Genomic DNA, 16,711 nt, shown 5'->3' with positions numbered 1-16,711 from the left:
CATGCCTAGGTACTCCGAACAGTTCAAACGTGATGCTGTGGCCCTCTACGAAAACAATGAGGACCTCTCGCTTCACGCGGCTTCAGCAGAGCTAGGAGTCAATCGTTCCTCACTTTTCTCCTGGATCAAGCAGTACGGCACCGGCAAACGTGCCCGTACGAAGACCTTGCGTGACAAGGCGAAGGCGACGACTGATTCTGAGCGGATCCGCCAGCTAGAAAAAGAAAACGCAAAGCTGCGCGAAGAACGCGACATCCTGCGCAAGGCCGCGAAATATTTTGCCGAAGAGACACGCTGGTAATCCGCTTCCAGTTTGTCTATGACCATCGAACCGAATACTCGGTCAAGCGGATGTGCCACGTGTTAAAGCTCAATCGCCCCTCGTTCTACAAATGGGTCAACACTCGCGAAAAACGCAGGGTAAAGACGTGTTCCGATGCCCTTATTGGCGCACAAATCAAGACCATCTTCGATGATGAACACGGGCTTTATGGTGCTAAACGCATAGCTGCAAGCCTCAACGACGATACGGACTTTCCTCCGACCAATCACAAGAAGGTCGCACGCATCATGAAATCCATGGGGCTGAAAGGCTTTAGTAAACGGCGTCGATGTATCACCACCAGGCGCAAGCCTGGCCACCGAGTCATGCCAGATCTAGTAGGCCGCAAATTCAGTGCTGACAGGCCGAACCACGTCTACGTAGGCGATATCACCTACCTGCCGTGTAAGGGTGGAAAGAACATGTACCTTGCCACGGTCATCGACGCCTACTCGCGCAAACTCGTCGGACATGCACTCGCCGATCACATGCTGAGGTTACCCTCGTTTAGTGGACACCCTATTTGTACGGATCTTGTGTCCGTAAGAGAGGATGTTCATTGTGAGTCAACAGCGCAAGAAGTACACGCCGGAGTACCGGCGTGAAGCCGCGAACCTGGTAATCGAGTCAGAGCGACCGATCGCTCATGTGGCTAAGGAAATCGGTGTTTCCGCCGGGCTTTTGGGCCGGTGGGTCAAACTCGAACGTGAACGCCGAGGATCCTCCGATGGGATGAGCGAGGCTGACCTCCGAGCTGAGAATGCTCGTCTGCGCCGGGAGCTGGCAGAAGCCAAGATGGATAACGAGTTTTTGTCAAAAGCGACAGCCTTCTTCGCCGCGAAGCAACGCGAGCAGAAAAGTTCGAACTAATGCAGCAGGAGAAGGCGAACTACAGCATCAAGCGCATGGCACGACTATTAAAAGTATCTCGGTCTGGATACTACAAATGGGCCCATGCGCAGCAGAAACGACTATCCGGCGAAGATGATCGGGCAGCATTTTACGATGATGTTGACCGAAAGATTCATCAGATTTGGAAAGACTCCGATGAGGTTTATGGTGCTCCGCGGATCACCGCAGAGCTTGCCGAGCGCTACCAGATCACCTTGAATCGCAAGACTGTGGCTAAACGGATGCGCATGATGGGCATTGAAGGGATTTCACCGCGTGCCTTTGTCCCGGTGACAACGATTCAAGCCAAGCGTAAGTCAACTCTTCCTGACCTGGTCAAGCGCATGTTTGATACTGGTCAGCTCAACCGAGTGTGGATGTCAGATATTACCTACCTGCGCACCGGTGAGGGCTGGTTGTACTTGTGCGCGGTCCGCGATGGTCATTCCCGCAGGGTACTGGGCTGGGCTATGGATAGCGTTCAAGACACACACCTGGTTGAACGGGCCCTGCGGATGGCGCATACGCTACGCGGTGATGTTCCTGATGGGCTGGTGTTTCACGCTGACCGCGGAACGCAATTTACCAGTGAGAAGCTCTGGGAGGTCTGCCGCAACCTGGGCATTGCCCAGTCTGTGGGGCGTACTGGTGTGTGCTTCGATAACGCGATGGCTGAGTCGTTCTGGTCGACGCTAAAGACTGAATTCTATGACCGGCAGCGCTGGGCGACCCGTGATGCTGGAGCGTGTCAAGTTGTTTGTGTGTGGGGCTAGGTTTATAGGTATTTGTCGAAGCGGTCGGGGTAGGCCACGGCCATTTGGTTTATAGCTTGTTTCCAGCCGGAAACTCGGGCTCCTTCCATGAGTCTGCCGGCTGTCGCTGAGACTCGTTTGCCCTGCTTTGCTCTCTTTGCAGCGCGTTTGTCTTCGATATTGCAGATCATCGGCCACAGCGTCTTCAGCGCTGATTCATCGTTGGTGAACTGCACCCTGTTGCGGGTAGCTTTACGCAGTTCATTGTTGAATGATTCAATCGAATTCGTCGTATAGATAACCTTTCTGGCCGCTGGTGGGAACTGCAGAAACGGTACGAAACGCTGCCAAGCATCTCGCCAGACCTTGACTGAGCGTGGATACTTTTCTCCCAATTCAGAGGCTTCAAATTCGTCTAAGGCAGCCTGAGCTGTGGACTCATCCGCGGCGGTGTAAATCTTTTTCAACGCAGCCGATACGCCCCGGCGATCCCCGTAGGCTACCCACCGGTTAGCTGCACGAATCAGGTGCACGATACAGGTTTGCACCATAGAGTTCGGCCACGTTGCCTCGACTGCTTCAGGCAGGCCTTTAAGCCCGTCACAGCAGACGATAAAGACGTCTTTGACCCCACGGTTAGAAAGATTGGCGCATACCTGCGCCCAAAATGAAGCGCCTTCTTCTTTGGCAATCCACAATCCCAAAATGTGCTTGATACCGTCAAGATCCACACCGATTGCCATGTACGCGGACTTGTTGACCACTCGGCCACCATCACGGACTTTAATGCGCAACGCATCCAGGAAAATGACCGGGTAGAACTCATCTAGCTGGCGGTTTTGCCAGACCATGACCTCATCGAGGACAGCATCGGTGACTGCGGAAATTGTTTCATGGGAAATATCAACCCTCATCGCCGTTGCCATATGGTGCTGGATGTCCCTAATTGTCATCCCACCGGCGTACAAGCTGACGATCATGTCATCGACATCAGTCAAGCGCCTAGAACCTTTAGGAACCATAGTCGGCAAGAATGTTCCAGCCCGATCCCTCGGGACATCAACGGTTACTGGCCCGTAGTTAGAATCCACGGTCTTTGGATACGACCCGTTGCGGTAATTGTCTGTCCCGGCAGCAGCTTTAGCGCTCCTGTCGCCAGACTCGTAGCCCAAATGGGCATCCATTTCAGCATTGAGCCCCCTGGTAATCGAGGCCTGCAACATGCCGCGAACCAGGTCATTGGCATCCGTTGTAGACGTGCCTAGGTCATCAATCAGCTTCGCGATCTCAGGGTTAGCAAGCAGCTTCTTTTCAATCGCATCAATCTTGGCCTTATCAGCCGGATCTCGTCGTGCCACGGTAGTCATTCTGGTCCATCTCCTCATGCAGGTTAGGTACCCACACACAAACCATCAGACACTCTCTGATGCTGCACGCAAGGCCGTTGCCTACTGGATTGAAGTCGTCTACAACCGCCGACGCCGGCACTCTGCACTCGGGATGGTCAGCCCCGTCGACTTCGAAAACCACATTGGTCTAACCACCAGTAGAAAAGAAATAGCTGCCTAACCACTAGGTAGCTCCACTACGTGTCCACGATTTGCGGGCAACCCCAATGCGGGTATCACTGGTTATCGAAGCTTTGTCTCATGCCAGCAAGGTTCGCGGAAGCCTTAAAGGGGCAATTTTCCATTCTGATCATGGCAGTGTGTACACCTCACAAGCATTTAGGGACCACTGCGCCCAACTTGGTGTGCGCCAATCCATGGGCGCGGTGGGTACAAGTGCTGATAACGCCCTGGCAGAATCATTTAACGCCACCTTAAAGCGTGAAGTTCTGCGTGATCGGAAAGTCTTTGACAATCCCATCATCTGCCGCCAAGAAGTCTTTCGATGGTGCATGCGCTACAACACGCGCAGACGACACTCCTGGTGCAACCTTCTAGCCCCCGATGACTTCGAAGCACTCACATCAGCTACACTGACCCAAGCAGCATAGCTAACCCCCGACGTGTCTACTTTCCGGGGGTCAGGCCCGACCCCATACGGCTGAAGTTCATCCAACACCTCCACGACGTCGACGTCCTGGTCCTAGATGACTTCCTCACCACACCCATTAATGCCGCAACCGCGCACCAAATACTCAACATCCTCGCCGGGCGTGAAGGCAAAGTGTCAACAATTGTGACCTCACAATTCACCCCGCAGGAGTGGTACAAGTCCATCCCCGACACCGTGATCTCCGAGTCAATCCTCAACCGACTCGTCTCCGGCGCCGAGATCATCACACTCGAAGGACCAAACATGAGACTGACCACCCACGCATAACCACCAACAACGCCTGAGTGAGACACCGCTACCGGATACTCACTCAGGCGCTACCAGATACTCACCACACCGCTACCATTTCAATCTTCTGAACACACAGGAAGGTCAGGTTCTTGATGTTGGTAAGCCCGCCTGCTTGCCAGGGGATGATGTGGTGGACCTGGCAGTAGTCAGCGGGTTTATTACACCCTGGCCGTGCGCAGGTTTGGGTTTCAGCACAGAGGGTGAGGCGTTGTTTCCAGTTGGCGTGGCGTTGGAGGTCGTAGGAGTTGATGGGGCCTTCGATGGGGTGGACGATGGTGGCATACCCGATGGAGGCGAATTTGTGGGTGAGGAATTCCGCCCCGGTCATGCGGGCACCATTAGTGAGCTGCAACTCAATCTCGTCTCCGTCGCCGTTGATGATGCGGTCGAGTTCGTTGAGGGTGACTACGACTTGGGCGTGCACGGCAGGCCTGGTGCCGGTGTTACCGCCCAGGATGACGGTTTTCGCGGCATCAAGCAGGTTGGTGGGGTTGACTGATTCGAGGGTGCCGCGGATATCAGCAATGACCGTTGGGGTGTCGGTGATGGTGACGGAGTTGGGTCCCTGCTTGCGGTAGGTAAACCGCACCCCGGGTTTGTGTTCGCGTTTCTCTTTAAGTTCTTTGAGGCGTTTTACGGCAACCTCGCGGATTTTGTGTGCGGGTGTGGCGGCAAGCCGTGCACGGAGGTTCCAGGCGTCGAGTTCTTTCTTTACCCGGGTGGCGTAGGACTCGATGAGGTTAAGGGTGGATAGGCCGTGCTTTTGGGCTATAGCCGCGGTGCGGGCCTTGCGTTGTTTGCCGGTGAAGCGGGTGGGGCCGAAGTAGATGCGGTGCAGGCGGGCGAGCTCTGCGGCGTCAGCTGCGTCGGCGCCGAGCGCGCGGAGCTTGTCGGGTGAGCTGGATGCGTGTTCCACTAGCGTCATCCCCGAGTTGCGGTAGTGGAAGTAGGTTTCTAATACCCCCATGGGCACTGAGGTTAAAGCACACTGGGGGAGCCTGCAACTTGAAAACCAAAAAGCTCCCCTGCGTGCGGCAGGGGAGCGGCTGGGGTTTGGGGGATTAGTGGCCCATAACCTGCTCAGCCAGGCGCATGGAGTCATCCATAGCGTCGATGATGGAGGTGAAAACCTTGATCCACTCGCGGATCTCCTTCGGGCTCACGTTGCCCTCGTCATCGGAGGAAAGTGCGAAGAAGCCGTCGGCGGAGGAACCCTCGTCGGCCTGTGCGGCGTTAGCAATTCCGGCGCCGGAGAAAGAAACGGCAGCGGCGGTTGCTACGGCAACCAGAGACTTGCGGGAGAAGAACTTCATGATACGTGTCCTATCTTTAGTAGACCGAAAAAGAGACCCCGCCCGCAGGGAACGGGCGGGAGCGTGAAAAGTTACTTAGCGTTCGGGCCGAAGTACTTGTTCACGAAGGTGAAGACGGTGCCCAGGGCGCCGATGATGGCGGTGAAGACAGCGATCCAGTCGCGGATCTCCTTCGGGGACATGTCGGAGGAGGAACCCTCGTCAGAGGAAGAGGAGGACTCGTCCTTCTTCTTGTTCGGGGTGGTCGGCGCCGGGGTGTTGGTCTCCTTAGCCGGAGTGGTGGCCGGGGTGTTGGTCTCCGTAGCCGTAGTGGTGGCCGGGGTGGTGGTCTCGGCGGAAGCGACGGACACGCCACCGAAGGCGACGGTAGCGGCGGTAGCAGCGGCGACGATGGCCTTGCGGGAGAAGAACTTCATACTCGTTCCTTATATGTGCTCGGGAATTTCAAGGACTTCACAGATGGTACTGAGCCTAGTGACCTTTTGCAAGACTTTTGGCAAAAGTCATTCATTCTGTGAAGTATCTGCCCGTATGGTGTGAGCTGGGTTTATACGTGGGACGCGTGAGGTGGCGCAACCGATGAAACTAAACGGCTAGCTAGTGCCTAAGAAAAACCTAAAAAGTATGCTCAAAAGCACGAACTCCCCGCCGGCGATGCGCGGGCGGGGAGTGTCACCGAAATGGGGGTAGTAGTTAGCGGTGATTAGTTTTTGACGGTGGCCTTGGAAATGCGAACCTCTTCGGCCGGCTCGCCGTCGGGCTGGCCGTCCTTGACGCCCTTGGCGGCAATGGTGTCGACCGTCTTCTGGCCCTTCTCAGTCAGGTTGCCAAAGTAGGTGTAGTTCGGCGGCAGCTCAGAGTCCTTGTAGTTAATGAAGAACTGGGAACCGTTGGTGTCCGCACCGGCGTTGGCCATGGCAATGGAACCCTTGGGGTAGGTGGCCGGGTTCTGCAGATCGGCTTCGTCGGTCTCGTCCGTCGGGTACTCGTTGGCGAACTGGAAGCCCGGGCCGCCGTTGCCCTTGCCGGTCGGGTCGCCGCACTGCAGGACGAAGATGCCGCCGTCGGTCATGCGGTGGCAGACGGTGTCGTCGTAGTACTTGGCGGAGATGATGTCGGTAATCGCGTTGACGGTGCAGGGGGCCAGGGAGCGGTCGAGCTCCATCTCGATGTCGCCCTGCTTGGTCGCGAAGTTGACCTTGACCGTGCCCTTGGCCGAGACGTCGGTGCCCTTCGGGGTCGGGACGTCACGGGAGGCGTCGCCAGTCTCGGTGTATTCACACTTGACGTTGTCCTCCAGCGGGGTGGTCCGCTTGCCTGCCAGGGGCTTCGCCTCCGGCATCTCGGTGGTGGACGGGGCGGTTGAGGTCTCCTGCGCCTGCGTTTCTTCCTCGCTGTCGCGGGTGGCTAGGAACCAAATTCCGCCGACAAGGGCAATAATGACGACTGCAGCGGCAACCACGACGCCGAGCGGGCGGGTCTTCTGCTTGCGGTCGCGGGACTTCAGCTCGCGGTCGAGCTGGTTGAGCGCATCATCCAAGCGCTGTTTATTGTTAGGCACCTTCGTTTCCTCCACGTGGGTGTTCAAATTCGACTCACCTATCCTAACCGGACCACCTATCACCGTGGCGCGCCGCCCCGCCCGTCAGTACCCTGGGGTGCCATGGCTACTACTAAGTTTGAAAATCAGCCCACTGAGACCAATGGCGAGCTTCCGAAGGTAGGGGAGGCGCTGCCCGAGTTCACCCTCGTCGGCACCGACATGGAAGAGGTCACCTCCGCTGACTTCGCTGGCAAGCGCCTGGTGGTGTCCTGCTTCCCGTCCGTGGACACCGGCGTGTGCGCGGCGCAGCTGCGCGCTTTCAACGAAAAGGCAGCGGACCTGGACAACACCGTAGTGCTGTCCGTCTCCCGCGACCTTCCCTTTGCGCAGGCCCGCTTCTGTGCCGCAGAAGGTATTGAGAACGTGGTGAGCGCGTCTGACTTCCGCTCTGACTTCGCCGAGAACCTGGGTCTTAAGCTGGAGGGTTCCCCGCTCAAGGGCCTGTTCGCCCGCGCGGTCATCGTGACCGATGAGGAGCACAAGGTGGTCTACACCGAGCTGGTTCCGGAGGTCACCACCGAGCCGGACTACGACTCCGCTCTGGCTGCCCTGAAGTAGATGAGCACCCCGGAAATCTACGGCTTCGCCGCGGGGCCGTACAAGACCAACACCTACGTGGTCTCCAACGGGCCCCGGGCGTTCATCGTGGACCCGGGGATGCACACGCGCGAGCGCCTAATCCAGCTCGCGGAGGACAAGGGGCTGGAGTACGAGGCCGTGGTGCTCACGCACGGGCACATCGACCACACCCGTGACGCCAGCTCCCTGGATCTTCCGGTGTACGTCCACCCGGAGGACGCCTTCATGCTTGTCGACGGATCCGGGGTCTCCCCCGAATCCCAGCAGCTTTTCGACGCTGCCTCGATGCCCCCGGTCAAGGAGCGCCGCGATCTTGTAGGCGGCGAGACGCTGAGCGTGGCGGGCCTCGAGTTCGAACTCCTCCATGCCCCGGGGCACTCGCCTGGCTGCGTGATGCTAGTGGCAGAGGACATAGCGCTTACGGGTGACGTCCTTTTCCGCGGCTCCATTGGCCGTACCGATCTTCCGCACTCTGACCCGGCGGCGATGCAGCGCTCGTTGCGCGGGCCGGTGTGGGGATTGGACGATGGGCTGGCGATTTTGCCTGGCCACGGGCCGACGTCGACAATGCGTCGCGAGCGCGCGACCAATCCGTTTCTCATCGCGGCGGGGGATGTACTCTAAAGGGCGTGAGTGATAAGAAGCAGTTCAAAGCCCTGTCCGCGCCCAAGGGCGTGCCGGACTACGTCCCGCCGCAATCGGCCACCTTTGCCAAGGTGCGTGAGACCTTCGTGCATCAGGCGCACCTGTCCGGCTTCCAGCACATCGAGCTCCCCGTCTTCGAGGACACCTCGTTGTTTGCCCGCGGCGTTGGCGAATCCACCGACGTGGTGTCGAAGGAGATGTACACCTTCGCCGACCGCGGAGACCGCTCCGTCACCCTGCGCCCGGAGGGCACCGCGGGTGTGATGCGCGCGGTCATCGAGCACAACCTGGATCGCGGCCAGCTGCCGGTAAAGCTTAACTACTTCGGCCCCTTCTTCCGCTACGAGCGCCCGCAGGCGGGCCGCTACCGTCAGCTGCAGCAGGTGGGCGTGGAGGCCATCGGTGTGGACGACCCAGCACTTGACGCCGAGATCATCGCCCTGGCGGACCGCTCCTACCGCAGCCTGGGCCTGAGCCAGTTCCGCCTGGAGCTGACCAGCTTGGGTGACCACGACTGCCGCCCGGCGTACCGCGAGAAGCTGCAGGAGTTCCTGTTCAAGCTGGATCTGGACGAGGACACGAAGGCCCGCGCAGAGCTCAATCCGCTGCGCGTGCTGGATGATAAGCGCCCGGAGGTTCAGGAGCAGCTTGTCGACGCCCCCCTGATGCTCAACCACCTCAATAACGAGTGCCGCGAGCACTTCGAGACCGTCACGGGCCTGCTCGACGACATGGGCGTGGACTACACCATCAACCCGCGCATGGTGCGCGGGCTGGACTACTACACCAAGACCTGCTTCGAGTTCGTCCACGATGGGCTCGGCGCGCAGTCCGGCATTGGTGGCGGCGGCCGCTATGACGGCCTCATGGCGCAGCTGGGCGGCCAGGAGCTCTCCGGCATCGGCTATGGCTTGGGCGTGGACCGCACGGTGCTCGCACTCGAGGCCGAGGGCGTGTCCCTCGACGGTGTCGACGAGCGCGTGGCGGTCTTCGGCGTGGCCATGGGTGCTGCGGCCAAGAAGAAGATGGCTGTCATCATCAATGACCTGCGCAAGGCCGGCATTTCCGCCGACATGTCCTTCGGTGACCGCGGTCTTAAGGGCGCGATGAAGGGCGCGGACCGCGCCAACGCGCGCTTCGCCCTCGTCCTCGGCGACCAGGAGCTCGAGGCCGGCACCGTCGCCCTCAAGGACCTAGCGGCCCACGAGCAGCACGACGTCCCAGTGGGGGACGTCGTCAAGCAGCTAAGCCAGCTGGTTTAGCACTCCACCTGGGAGACGCTGAAGCCCATCGTCTTGGCCAAGCCGCCGAGGGAGGTCTCCTTGTACTTGGAGAGCATGTCGCGGCCGGTCTCGGCCATGGTGCGCACTGCGTTGTCGAGCGTGACGTAGTGCGTGCCTTCGCCCATGTGGGCGAGGCGAGCGGCGTTGATTGCCTTCACGGCACCGATGGCGTTGCGCTCGATGCACGGAATCTGCACCAGGCCACCGACCGGGTCACAGGTCAGGCCGAGGTTGTGTTCGAGGGCGATCTCGGCGGCGTTTTCCACCTGCGCGGGCGTGGCGCCGAGGAGCTCGGCCATGCCTGCCGCAGCCATAGAGGACGCGGAGCCGACCTCGCCCTGGCAGCCCACCTCCGCGCCGGAGATGGACGCGTTGGACTTGATGATGATGCCGATGGCACCCGCGGTGAGCAGGTAACGGCGGGCATCGGAGCGAGTGAAATCGGCCTGGAAGTCGCGGGCGTAGTGCAGCACGGCGGGGATGATGCCGCAGGCGCCGTTCGTGGGGGCGGTGATGACGCGACCGCCGGCGGCGTTTTGCTCGTTGACGGCTAGCGCGTAGAGGTTGACCCACTCCATGGCGGAGAAGCCACAGGCTTCGTCATCCTGCTTGGCCAGCAGCTGCTGGTACATCTGCGGCGCGCGGCGGTTGACGCGCAGGCCGCCGGGCAGGATGCCCTTGGTGGAAATACCCTCGGTGACGCACTCGCGCATGATGTCCCACACCAGGTCCAGGTGCTTGTAGACGTAGTCCAGCCCGCCTTCCTCGCGGTGCAGGACCGCCTCGTTGGCGGCGACGAGCTCCCAGATGGCCATGTCGTTGGCCGCGCAGAGATCGAGCATGTGCTCGCCCGACTGGAAGTCGTAGGGGACGGTGTCTTCCGTGGTGGCCGCGGCGATGCCGGCCGGGACCTCGTCGCTGGCGTGCAGCTCCGCGTCCAGCTCCTCGCGGGAGAGGATGAAGCCGCCGCCGACGGAGAAGTATTCCGATTTATCGGCAAGGACGGTCCCGTCCTTGCCCCAGGCGCTAAAGATGAGGCAGTTGGGGTGCTCCGGCACGGGCTCGTTGTTGAACTCGATGGTGTAGTCCACCTCTCCGGCCGGGCCGGAGATGGTGCCCTCGGAGGGGATGAACGCATCGGCGCGCGGCTCGGCATCCAGCGGCACGGTGAGCGGATCCCAGCCGGCGAGGCCGAGGATGACCGCGCGGTCGGTGGCGTGGCCGCGGCCGGTGGCGGACAGGGAGCCGCGCAGCTCGGTGTGGACCTTCGCCGGGTGGTGGTCTAGTGCTTCGATGAAGGCCTTAGCGGCGCGCATCGGGCCGACGGTGTGCGAGGAGGAGGGGCCGATTCCAATGGAGAAAATATCGGTCACGCTAATAGTCATGGAGACCTCCTTGGTGGCGTTAAATAAGTGACGACTAACGATAGTACCGAGCGCCTCGCACGCCTGCCTAGCCTGGTTGGCCGTTGTGGCGGGAGAGTAGCGCGCGGAATCCTGCGGGGTCCGAATCAAGCTCCTCGGCAGCGTCAGACCCGCCGGCGGTATCGAGCGGCCCGGCGAGCCCAGAGACCCGGTCGAGCGGGCGGACCATCAGGTCCGCGAGCTCGCCGGCGGCGCGCTCGATGCGCTGTTGATTGCGCGCGCCTTCCGCGGTGCCGAAGTCTTCCGTGGCTTGGAATACCCCGGTGGGCACCACCGTGGCGTGCAGGTAGTTGAGCAGAGGGCGCAGCGCGTAGTCCAGCACCAGCGCGTGGCGGCTGGAGCCACCAGTGGCTGCGATGAGCGTGGGCAGCCCGTTGAGCGCATGCGGCTGAAGGGTGTCGAAGAACATCTTGAACAGCCCGGAGTAGCTGCCCTGGAACACGGGGCTGACTGCAATGAGTCCGTCGGCCCGCGCCACGGCATTCTGGGCGGCTTCCAGCGCGGGTGTGGGCGTGACCCAGTTGGTCATCGCCTCCGCCAGCTCGGCGGCGAGCTCGCGCAACTCCACCACGGTGACGTCCACGCCCTCGCCGCGGGCGGTGACGTGGGAGGCGGTGGCGGCCGAGAGGGCGTCGCCAAGCGCGCGCGTAGAAGACGGCGAGGACAAGCCCGCCGTGACGACAACGAGTGAGCGCATCTACTTCTCCTCTCCGGGGTTTACCAGCGCGTGCGGGGCATAGGAATCCAGCGTGGCGTGCGTGGGCGGGTCAGAGGGTACGTGATCCGGGCGGCGGGCCTCAAAGCGGCGGCGGAGCTCCGGGACCACCTGCGTGCCCAGGATTTCAATCTGCTCCAGCACCACCTCCTGCGGCAGGCCGGCGTGGTCCACCAGGAAGAGCTGGCGCTGATAGTCGCCCACCCAGTCTGCGAACTGCAGCGTGCGCTCCACCACCTGCTCCACCGTGCCCACGGTCAGCGGGGTCTGCGCGGTGAACTCCTCCAGCGAGGGGCCGTGGCCGTAGACGGGGGCGTTGTCGAAATAGGGACGGAAGAAATCCTTGGCCGCCTGCTCCGTGGAGCCGATGAACACCTGTCCGCCCAAGCCCACAATGGCCTGGTCCGCGCGGCCGTGACCGTAGGACTCGTAGCGGTTGCGGTAGAGGTTGACCATCTTCGTGGTGTGTTCCTTATTCCAGAAGATGTTGCTGTGGAAGAAGCCGTCGCCGTAGTAGGCAGCCTGCTCCGCAATCTGCGGGGAGCGGATGGAGCCGTGCCACACGAAGGGCGGGATGCCGTCGAGCGGGGCAGGGGTGGCGGTAAAGCCCTGCAGCGGCGTGCGGAACTTCCCCTCCCAGGTAACGTTCTGCTCGCGCCACAGGCGGCGCAGCAGGTGATAGTTTTCCACCGCCAGCGGGATGCCTTCGCGGATATCCTTGCCAAACCACGGGTAGACCGGGCCGGTATTGCCGCGGCCGAGCATGAGATCGATGCGCCCGCCGGCCAGGTGCTGGAGAAAGGCGTAGTCCTCCGCCAAGCGCACCGGGTCGTTGGTGGTAATCAGCGTGGTGGAGGTGGACAGCTGCAGGTTCTTCGTCTGTGCTGCGATGTAGGCCAGGTGGGTCGTGGGCGCGGAGGGCACGAAGGGCGGGTTGTGGTGCTCGCCGGTGGCGAAGACGTCAAGCCCTACCTCCTCGGCCTTGAGCGCGATCTCTGTAATGGCGCGGATACGATCCGCCTCGGTGGGGGTGTTACCCGTGGTGGGGTCTTGAGTGACGTCGCCGACGCTAAAGATGCCGAATTGCATGCCTATCTCCTTTCTGTGACATGACAACAATGGTGGGGTGGGGGATTATTCCCACTCCACGGCGTCGACAAGCACGGCAAGGTCTGCCGGCGTGGCGATGCCCACCGGGCGCTGCGTGGGCTCGCCGTGCTCGGTGAGGAGGACTGCGCTGGGGTGCGTGCCATCCGCGGCGGGCTCGGTGAGTGCGTCGATGACCTCCTGGGCCGTGGCGGTGCGCGGCAGGAATTCGGCGCGGTCCTTGCGTTCGGCCATGTCGAGCGCAGCGCTTACCGACGCCGCCCCGATCACCCCATCATCACTCAAGTCCGCCGCGACCCAGCGCGCGATGGCGTTGGTGGTCAATAGGGCCGTAAACGTCCCGGAATCATAGACGGGGATCTGCGAGTAGCCGGTCTCATTGATAAGCGCTAGGGCCGCGAGGATGTCCGCGTCAGGGCTTAAGGTGGTGACTTCACCCTGGGACAGCAGGGAGAGCGCGGTGGGTGGGTCCGTGAGCAGCCGCTGCAGATCCTCCAGCTGGTCCACCACCTGCGGATGCGGGGTGGCAATGGGCTGGTTGTCGTAGTAGCGGCCGTGCGCAATGGCGTTGCGCAGGTTGGAGATGTCCTTGAGCTGTTCGGCCTGCCGCTTGCTGAGAAAGTGCTTGTCGTGGGCGCGGTCGACGATCCACCAGAAGGAATCGGAATTCTTCGCGCCGATGGCTTGGCGCAGGAACTGCTCAATATCGTTAAAGGCCGCGAAGAATCGCGCCACGGGGTTTTCGCTCATACTGCCCCAGTGTACGGATGGCGGGTGCGGGCGAGAACGCTGTGAAAACGGCTGCACCGCCGGGAGAACACGGAGGAGAACTCGCGGCGGTGCGGTGCTGTGTAGGACGCGCGATGGCTTAGAAGACCACGCGGAGGATAGAGACGGTGATAGCGGCGATACCTGCGGCGGCCGGCAGGGTGATAACCCATGCCAGGGCGATGGGCTTCATGAGGTTCCAGTTTGCAGCGCGGTTGACAATGCCCACGCCGAGCACGGCGCCGATGAGGATGTGGGTCGAGGACACCGGCAGGCCCAGCAGGGAGGCGGCCATGACCACCGCGGCCGCGGCCAGCTCAGCAGCGAAGCCGGAGGACGGGTGCATCTTGGTCAGGCCGGAACCGACAGTCTGGATGACGAAGCGGCCGATGAACCACAGGCCGGAAATCAGGGCGATACCCATGGCCACCATGACCGGCAGCGGCACGGAAACCTCATCCGAAATCTGGTTGGTCTTGAGCACGTCGAAGACCGCGGCGAACGGGCCGATGGCATTCGCGATGTCATTGGAGCCATGAGAGAACGCGAAGGCGGAGGCGGTGAAGACCTGCATCCAGGAGAACAGCAGGAACGTTGAGCGCGACAGGGACTTGTTCTTCAGGGAGCGAGCGAAGATGAACACCGCCATCCACACCGCCGCGCCGACCATGCCCATGACCAGGAGGTTCTGCAGGGTGGAGAAGTCCACACCGGTGTGCTTGAGGCCCTTGAACAGGACCATCGCGGAAATGATGATGGCGCCCAGGGCCGCCAGCAACGGGACCCAGTTCTCCAGTGCGCGGTGCGCGTGGACATCTTCCATGTCCTGGTTGATCTCGTGCAGGTCGCGGTAGTACTCGGATTCGAGGGCCTCCGGGTCGTAGTCCTCCTCGGAGGTCAGGGCGGCGTCGCGAGCCATGGCGTTGGTGTAGGAAATCTGCTGGATCTCGGTCATGCGCTCGAAGCGGTTCTTGTGCTCCTTGCGCAGCTCGGCGCGCCGGGTCTTGATTTCGCGCAGGCGCTCATCGGCGGCCTCGTTGTAGACCAAGATGGAGACCTTGATCCATTTGAACAGGATGTAGGCGGCGATACCGCCCAGGATGGGGGAGAGAACCCAGGAGAAGGCAATGGTGCCGATGCCGCCCCACTGAACCATGTCCATGCCGCCCTTGCCGGTGATGAAGCCGACGGTCAGGGCCGCACCGACGATACCGCCGACGATGGAGTGAGTCGTGGACACGGGCCAGCCCATGCGGGTAGCCACCAAAAGCCAGATGGCCGCACCCAGCAGGGAGGACATCATGATGTAGACGAACTCCATCGGGTCCAAGCCGTTGATGGCGTCCAGGTCCACGATGCCGGAGCGCACCGTATCCGTAACCTCACCGCCGGCGAGGATGGCACCGGAGACCTCGAAGATGGCGGCGACGGCCAGCGCCTGCTTCATCGACAGCGTGCCGGCGCCCACGGAGGTACCGAAGGAGTTAGCAACATCGTTGCCGCCGATGTTGAAGGCCATGAAGAGTGCAAAGATAATGGCGGTGACAAGGAGGATCTTGTTCGATCCTTCCGCAACTTCGCCATTGCCCCACACGATGAAGGCAATGAGAGTAACGGCAGTGAGGAGACCGAAGAACAGGTGCCAGATCCAGTCCCTGTTCTTGCCGTTCATGGTCTCGAGGTCTGGCATCGTCGGAGTGGCGGTGCTCAAAACGTCGTTCCTTTCGCAAGAAAACGCTTTATAAGCGTCTTTTTAGTTGTCAAGATAGAGCGGAGCCCACCACAAACCGGCGGGATCTTGGACAGACTAGGCATGTCAGGTGGACGCTAAGTGAACACGTTATGGCTGTTAACTTAAACTTTATTAAGGAGTTTGCGGTCGCCCGTCAGCTACGCCCCGGCAGTCGCGGGGGCGCAGAGGAAAAATGGAGTGAACCGGGCGATCAACAAAGCCCGCCCCTCGGCGCTGTATGGCGCTGGGGCGGGCGAAAAAATCTGGTGCCGGTGTCCTAGGACGTGTACACCCCGCGGCCCAGGGTGTCGCACTGCTCCATCTTTCCGGTCTCGTACCCAGCCAGGAAGGACCTTGCGCGATCCTCAGAGGAACCGTGGGTCCAGGTATCCGGGCGAACCTCGCCGCCGGATCGGCGCTGAATGTTGTCATCGCCCACGGCGCGCGCGGTGTTGACGGCGTCAGTCACCTGCTGCTCCGTAATGGTCTCCAGCAGGGCGTCGTCACCCTTGTCGGCATAGTGCGCCCACAGACCGGCGTAGCAGTCCGCCTGCAGCTCCACCTTCACCGCATTGGAATCCTCACCCGGGTCGTTGTAATTGGACAGGCCCAGGGTGCCCTCCAGCTTCTGGATGTGGTGGCCAAACTCGTGCGCCACGATGTACATCTGCGCCAAGGGAGCGTCGTCGCCGCCAAAGTTGCGGAGCTGGTCGAAGAACGAGGTATCAAAGTACGCGGATTCATCAGCCGGGCAGTAGAACGGACCCGTTGCGCCGGAGGCTTGGCCACAGCCGGAGACCGTCGTGTCCTGGAAGATGACGCGGCCAGGCTCGGTGTAATCAATGCCAGCCTGTTCCGGAAGCACCTGCTGCCACACCTTGTCCACGGACTGGGCGGCGAACATCACGCGGCAGTCGTCGTACTTGTTGCCATCCTCTGCGGTCTGGCAGTGCGCGAAGGCATCTTCGCCGCTGTTTTCCGGCGCCGTCTGGGACTGATCCTGCTGGGGCTCCGGGCTGGTAATCGCGCCGGGGTCACCGCCCAAGAGCAGGTAGAGGCCAATGAGGAGGAGGGAGCCGACACCGCCGCCGGCGGCCACCATGCCGCCACGGCCGCCGCCACCGGAGCTTGCGCGCTTACCGTCGAAACTTGCGCCAGATTTAAAAGTCATGCATCAAATTCTGCCATAGAGCGGCGGCACCGGTTGTGCAGCGTGGGGAGCACC

At 61.2% G+C, this 16,711-nt stretch carries 20 protein-coding genes and 1 pseudogene; 10 read left to right on the top strand and 11 right to left on the bottom strand.

Annotated elements, in window-relative coordinates; translation table 11 throughout:
• Position 1: 1 nt before the first annotated feature.
• The 4 genes from ACLI1P_RS07460 to ACLI1P_RS07445 are packed head-to-tail and all read left to right on the top strand — an operon-like array spanning position 2 to position 1,986.
• Positions 2-301 (top strand): transposase, encoded by a 300-nt coding sequence (locus tag ACLI1P_RS07460; RefSeq protein WP_411708475.1) that lies wholly within the window; start codon positions 2-4, stop codon positions 299-301.
• Positions 274-927, top strand: coding sequence for an IS3 family transposase (locus ACLI1P_RS07455; protein ID WP_411709705.1), 654 nt, complete (start codon positions 274-276; stop codon positions 925-927). Before ACLI1P_RS07460 ends, ACLI1P_RS07455 begins: the two co-directional genes overlap by 28 nt.
• Positions 884-1,192, top strand: a complete 309-nt coding sequence (locus ACLI1P_RS07450) for a transposase (protein WP_077210039.1) — start codon at positions 884-886, stop codon at positions 1,190-1,192. The genes ACLI1P_RS07455 and ACLI1P_RS07450 overlap by 44 nt, the downstream gene beginning before the upstream one ends.
• Positions 1,192-1,986, top strand: coding sequence for an IS3 family transposase (locus ACLI1P_RS07445; protein WP_411708474.1), 795 nt, complete (start codon positions 1,192-1,194; stop codon positions 1,984-1,986). Before ACLI1P_RS07450 ends, ACLI1P_RS07445 begins: the two co-directional genes overlap by 1 nt.
• 2 nt (positions 1,987-1,988) lie before the next feature.
• Here the strand turns inward: ACLI1P_RS07445 and ACLI1P_RS07440 are convergent, their stop codons facing one another.
• Positions 1,989-3,332: an IS256 family transposase gene (locus tag ACLI1P_RS07440; RefSeq protein WP_411708473.1), complete on the bottom strand. Its 1,344-nt coding sequence runs from the start codon at positions 3,330-3,332 to the stop codon at positions 1,989-1,991.
• Positions 3,333-3,348: 16 nt separating this feature from the next.
• On the opposite strand from ACLI1P_RS07440, the gene ACLI1P_RS07435 reads away from it, so the two are divergent.
• The 3 genes and pseudogenes from ACLI1P_RS07435 to ACLI1P_RS07425 all read left to right on the top strand — a co-directional run bounded on the left by ACLI1P_RS07435 (position 3,349) and on the right by ACLI1P_RS07425 (position 4,293).
• A complete protein-coding gene (locus ACLI1P_RS07435) occupies positions 3,349-3,534 on the top strand; it encodes an IS3 family transposase (protein ID WP_411708472.1) in 186 nt (61 codons plus the stop codon).
• A gap of 37 nt (positions 3,535-3,571) precedes the next feature.
• A pseudogene (locus ACLI1P_RS07430) lies at positions 3,572-3,964 on the top strand (transposase); the annotation flags it as partial.
• Positions 3,937-4,293, top strand: coding sequence for an ATP-binding protein (locus tag ACLI1P_RS07425; protein ID WP_408930976.1), 357 nt, complete (start codon positions 3,937-3,939; stop codon positions 4,291-4,293). The pseudogene ACLI1P_RS07430 and the gene ACLI1P_RS07425, both read left to right, overlap by 28 nt.
• 61 nt (positions 4,294-4,354) lie before the next feature.
• Here the strand turns inward: ACLI1P_RS07425 and ACLI1P_RS07420 are convergent, their stop codons facing one another.
• The 4 genes from ACLI1P_RS07420 to ACLI1P_RS07405 form a co-directional block, all read right to left on the bottom strand.
• Complete coding sequence (locus tag ACLI1P_RS07420; protein WP_408930576.1) at positions 4,355-5,284, bottom strand: HNH endonuclease signature motif containing protein; 930 nt, start codon at positions 5,282-5,284, stop codon at positions 4,355-4,357.
• Between the two features lie 94 nt (positions 5,285-5,378).
• The gene (locus ACLI1P_RS07415) at positions 5,379-5,630 is read right to left on the bottom strand and encodes a hypothetical protein (RefSeq protein WP_296134422.1); all 252 of its coding nucleotides are present in this window, start codon (positions 5,628-5,630) and stop codon (positions 5,379-5,381) included.
• 71 nt (positions 5,631-5,701) lie between these two features.
• Complete coding sequence (locus ACLI1P_RS07410; RefSeq protein ID WP_296134423.1) at positions 5,702-6,046, bottom strand: hypothetical protein; 345 nt, start codon at positions 6,044-6,046, stop codon at positions 5,702-5,704.
• Between the two features lie 287 nt (positions 6,047-6,333).
• Entirely contained in the window at positions 6,334-7,191 is an 858-nt protein-coding gene (locus ACLI1P_RS07405; protein WP_296134425.1) for a peptidylprolyl isomerase, read from the bottom strand.
• Positions 7,192-7,293: 102 nt separating this feature from the next.
• Here ACLI1P_RS07405 and tpx point away from each other — a divergent pair, with 102 nt between their 5' ends.
• From tpx to hisS, 3 genes are read left to right on the top strand one after another with little or no spacing between them, the layout of a single operon-like run.
• On the top strand, positions 7,294-7,791 hold the full coding sequence (gene tpx, locus ACLI1P_RS07400; RefSeq protein ID WP_296134427.1) for a thiol peroxidase: 498 nt from the start codon (positions 7,294-7,296) through the stop codon (positions 7,789-7,791).
• Complete coding sequence (locus tag ACLI1P_RS07395) at positions 7,792-8,436, top strand: MBL fold metallo-hydrolase (protein ID WP_408930575.1); 645 nt, start codon at positions 7,792-7,794, stop codon at positions 8,434-8,436.
• 5 nt (positions 8,437-8,441) lie between these two features.
• Positions 8,442-9,719, top strand: coding sequence for a histidine--tRNA ligase (gene hisS / locus ACLI1P_RS07390; protein ID WP_296134430.1), 1,278 nt, complete (start codon positions 8,442-8,444; stop codon positions 9,717-9,719).
• Here the strand turns inward: hisS and ACLI1P_RS07385 are convergent.
• The 6 genes from ACLI1P_RS07385 to ACLI1P_RS07360 all read right to left on the bottom strand — a co-directional run bounded on the left by ACLI1P_RS07385 (position 9,716) and on the right by ACLI1P_RS07360 (position 16,657).
• Positions 9,716-11,125 carry an L-serine ammonia-lyase gene (locus ACLI1P_RS07385; RefSeq protein ID WP_408930574.1) on the bottom strand — a complete coding sequence of 470 codons (1,410 nt, stop codon included), beginning with the start codon at positions 11,123-11,125 and terminating at the stop codon, positions 9,716-9,718. The genes hisS and ACLI1P_RS07385 overlap by 4 nt on opposite strands.
• 67 nt (positions 11,126-11,192) lie before the next feature.
• Positions 11,193-11,861 carry an FMN reductase gene (locus ACLI1P_RS07380; RefSeq protein WP_296134433.1) on the bottom strand — a complete coding sequence of 223 codons (669 nt, stop codon included), beginning with the start codon at positions 11,859-11,861 and terminating at the stop codon, positions 11,193-11,195.
• Positions 11,862-12,968, bottom strand: a complete 1,107-nt coding sequence (locus tag ACLI1P_RS07375) for an LLM class flavin-dependent oxidoreductase (protein ID WP_408930573.1) — start codon at positions 12,966-12,968, stop codon at positions 11,862-11,864.
• A 45-nt stretch (positions 12,969-13,013) separates the two neighbouring features.
• Positions 13,014-13,736, bottom strand: a complete 723-nt coding sequence (locus ACLI1P_RS07370; protein ID WP_296134436.1) for a CBS domain-containing protein — start codon at positions 13,734-13,736, stop codon at positions 13,014-13,016.
• A 118-nt stretch (positions 13,737-13,854) separates the two neighbouring features.
• On the bottom strand, positions 13,855-15,444 hold the full coding sequence (locus ACLI1P_RS07365; RefSeq protein ID WP_408930975.1) for an inorganic phosphate transporter: 1,590 nt from the start codon (positions 15,442-15,444) through the stop codon (positions 13,855-13,857).
• A 319-nt stretch (positions 15,445-15,763) separates the two neighbouring features.
• Positions 15,764-16,657: a neutral zinc metallopeptidase gene (locus ACLI1P_RS07360; protein ID WP_306507376.1), complete on the bottom strand. Its 894-nt coding sequence runs from the start codon at positions 16,655-16,657 to the stop codon at positions 15,764-15,766.
• Positions 16,658-16,711 lie beyond the last annotated feature (54 nt).

This window comes from Corynebacterium tardum (genome assembly GCF_046717785.1).
Lineage (GTDB): Bacteria > Actinomycetota > Actinomycetes > Mycobacteriales > Mycobacteriaceae > Corynebacterium.
Note: the sequence above shows the minus strand (reverse complement) of the source record. Positions and strands in the feature narration are given on the sequence as shown.

Bases quoted from the DNA above. Each gene is read 5' to 3' on its own strand.
- ACLI1P_RS07415 (WP_296134422.1), bottom strand. From the start codon at position 5,630: ATGAAGTTCTTCTCCCGCAAGTCTCTGGTTGCCGTAGCAACCGCCGCT.
- ACLI1P_RS07460 (WP_411708475.1), top strand. From the start codon at position 2: ATGCCTAGGTACTCCGAACAGTTCAAACGTGATGCTGTGGCCCTCTAC.
- ACLI1P_RS07395 (WP_408930575.1), top strand. From the start codon at position 7,792: ATGAGCACCCCGGAAATCTACGGCTTCGCCGCGGGGCCGTACAAGACC.
- ACLI1P_RS07380 (WP_296134433.1), bottom strand. From the start codon at position 11,861: ATGCGCTCACTCGTTGTCGTCACGGCGGGCTTGTCCTCGCCGTCTTCT.
- ACLI1P_RS07440 (WP_411708473.1), bottom strand. From the start codon at position 3,332: ATGACTACCGTGGCACGACGAGATCCGGCTGATAAGGCCAAGATTGAT.
- ACLI1P_RS07445 (WP_411708474.1), top strand. From the start codon at position 1,192: ATGCAGCAGGAGAAGGCGAACTACAGCATCAAGCGCATGGCACGACTA.
- ACLI1P_RS07385 (WP_408930574.1), bottom strand. From the start codon at position 11,125: ATGACTATTAGCGTGACCGATATTTTCTCCATTGGAATCGGCCCCTCC.
- ACLI1P_RS07365 (WP_408930975.1), bottom strand. From the start codon at position 15,444: ATGCCAGACCTCGAGACCATGAACGGCAAGAACAGGGACTGGATCTGG.
- ACLI1P_RS07370 (WP_296134436.1), bottom strand. From the start codon at position 13,736: ATGAGCGAAAACCCCGTGGCGCGATTCTTCGCGGCCTTTAACGATATT.
- ACLI1P_RS07410 (WP_296134423.1), bottom strand. From the start codon at position 6,046: ATGAAGTTCTTCTCCCGCAAGGCCATCGTCGCCGCTGCTACCGCCGCT.
- tpx (WP_296134427.1), top strand. From the start codon at position 7,294: ATGGCTACTACTAAGTTTGAAAATCAGCCCACTGAGACCAATGGCGAG.
- ACLI1P_RS07375 (WP_408930573.1), bottom strand. From the start codon at position 12,968: ATGCAATTCGGCATCTTTAGCGTCGGCGACGTCACTCAAGACCCCACC.
- ACLI1P_RS07435 (WP_411708472.1), top strand. From the start codon at position 3,349: ATGCAGGTTAGGTACCCACACACAAACCATCAGACACTCTCTGATGCT.
- ACLI1P_RS07360 (WP_306507376.1), bottom strand. From the start codon at position 16,657: ATGACTTTTAAATCTGGCGCAAGTTTCGACGGTAAGCGCGCAAGCTCC.
- ACLI1P_RS07420 (WP_408930576.1), bottom strand. From the start codon at position 5,284: ATGGGGGTATTAGAAACCTACTTCCACTACCGCAACTCGGGGATGACG.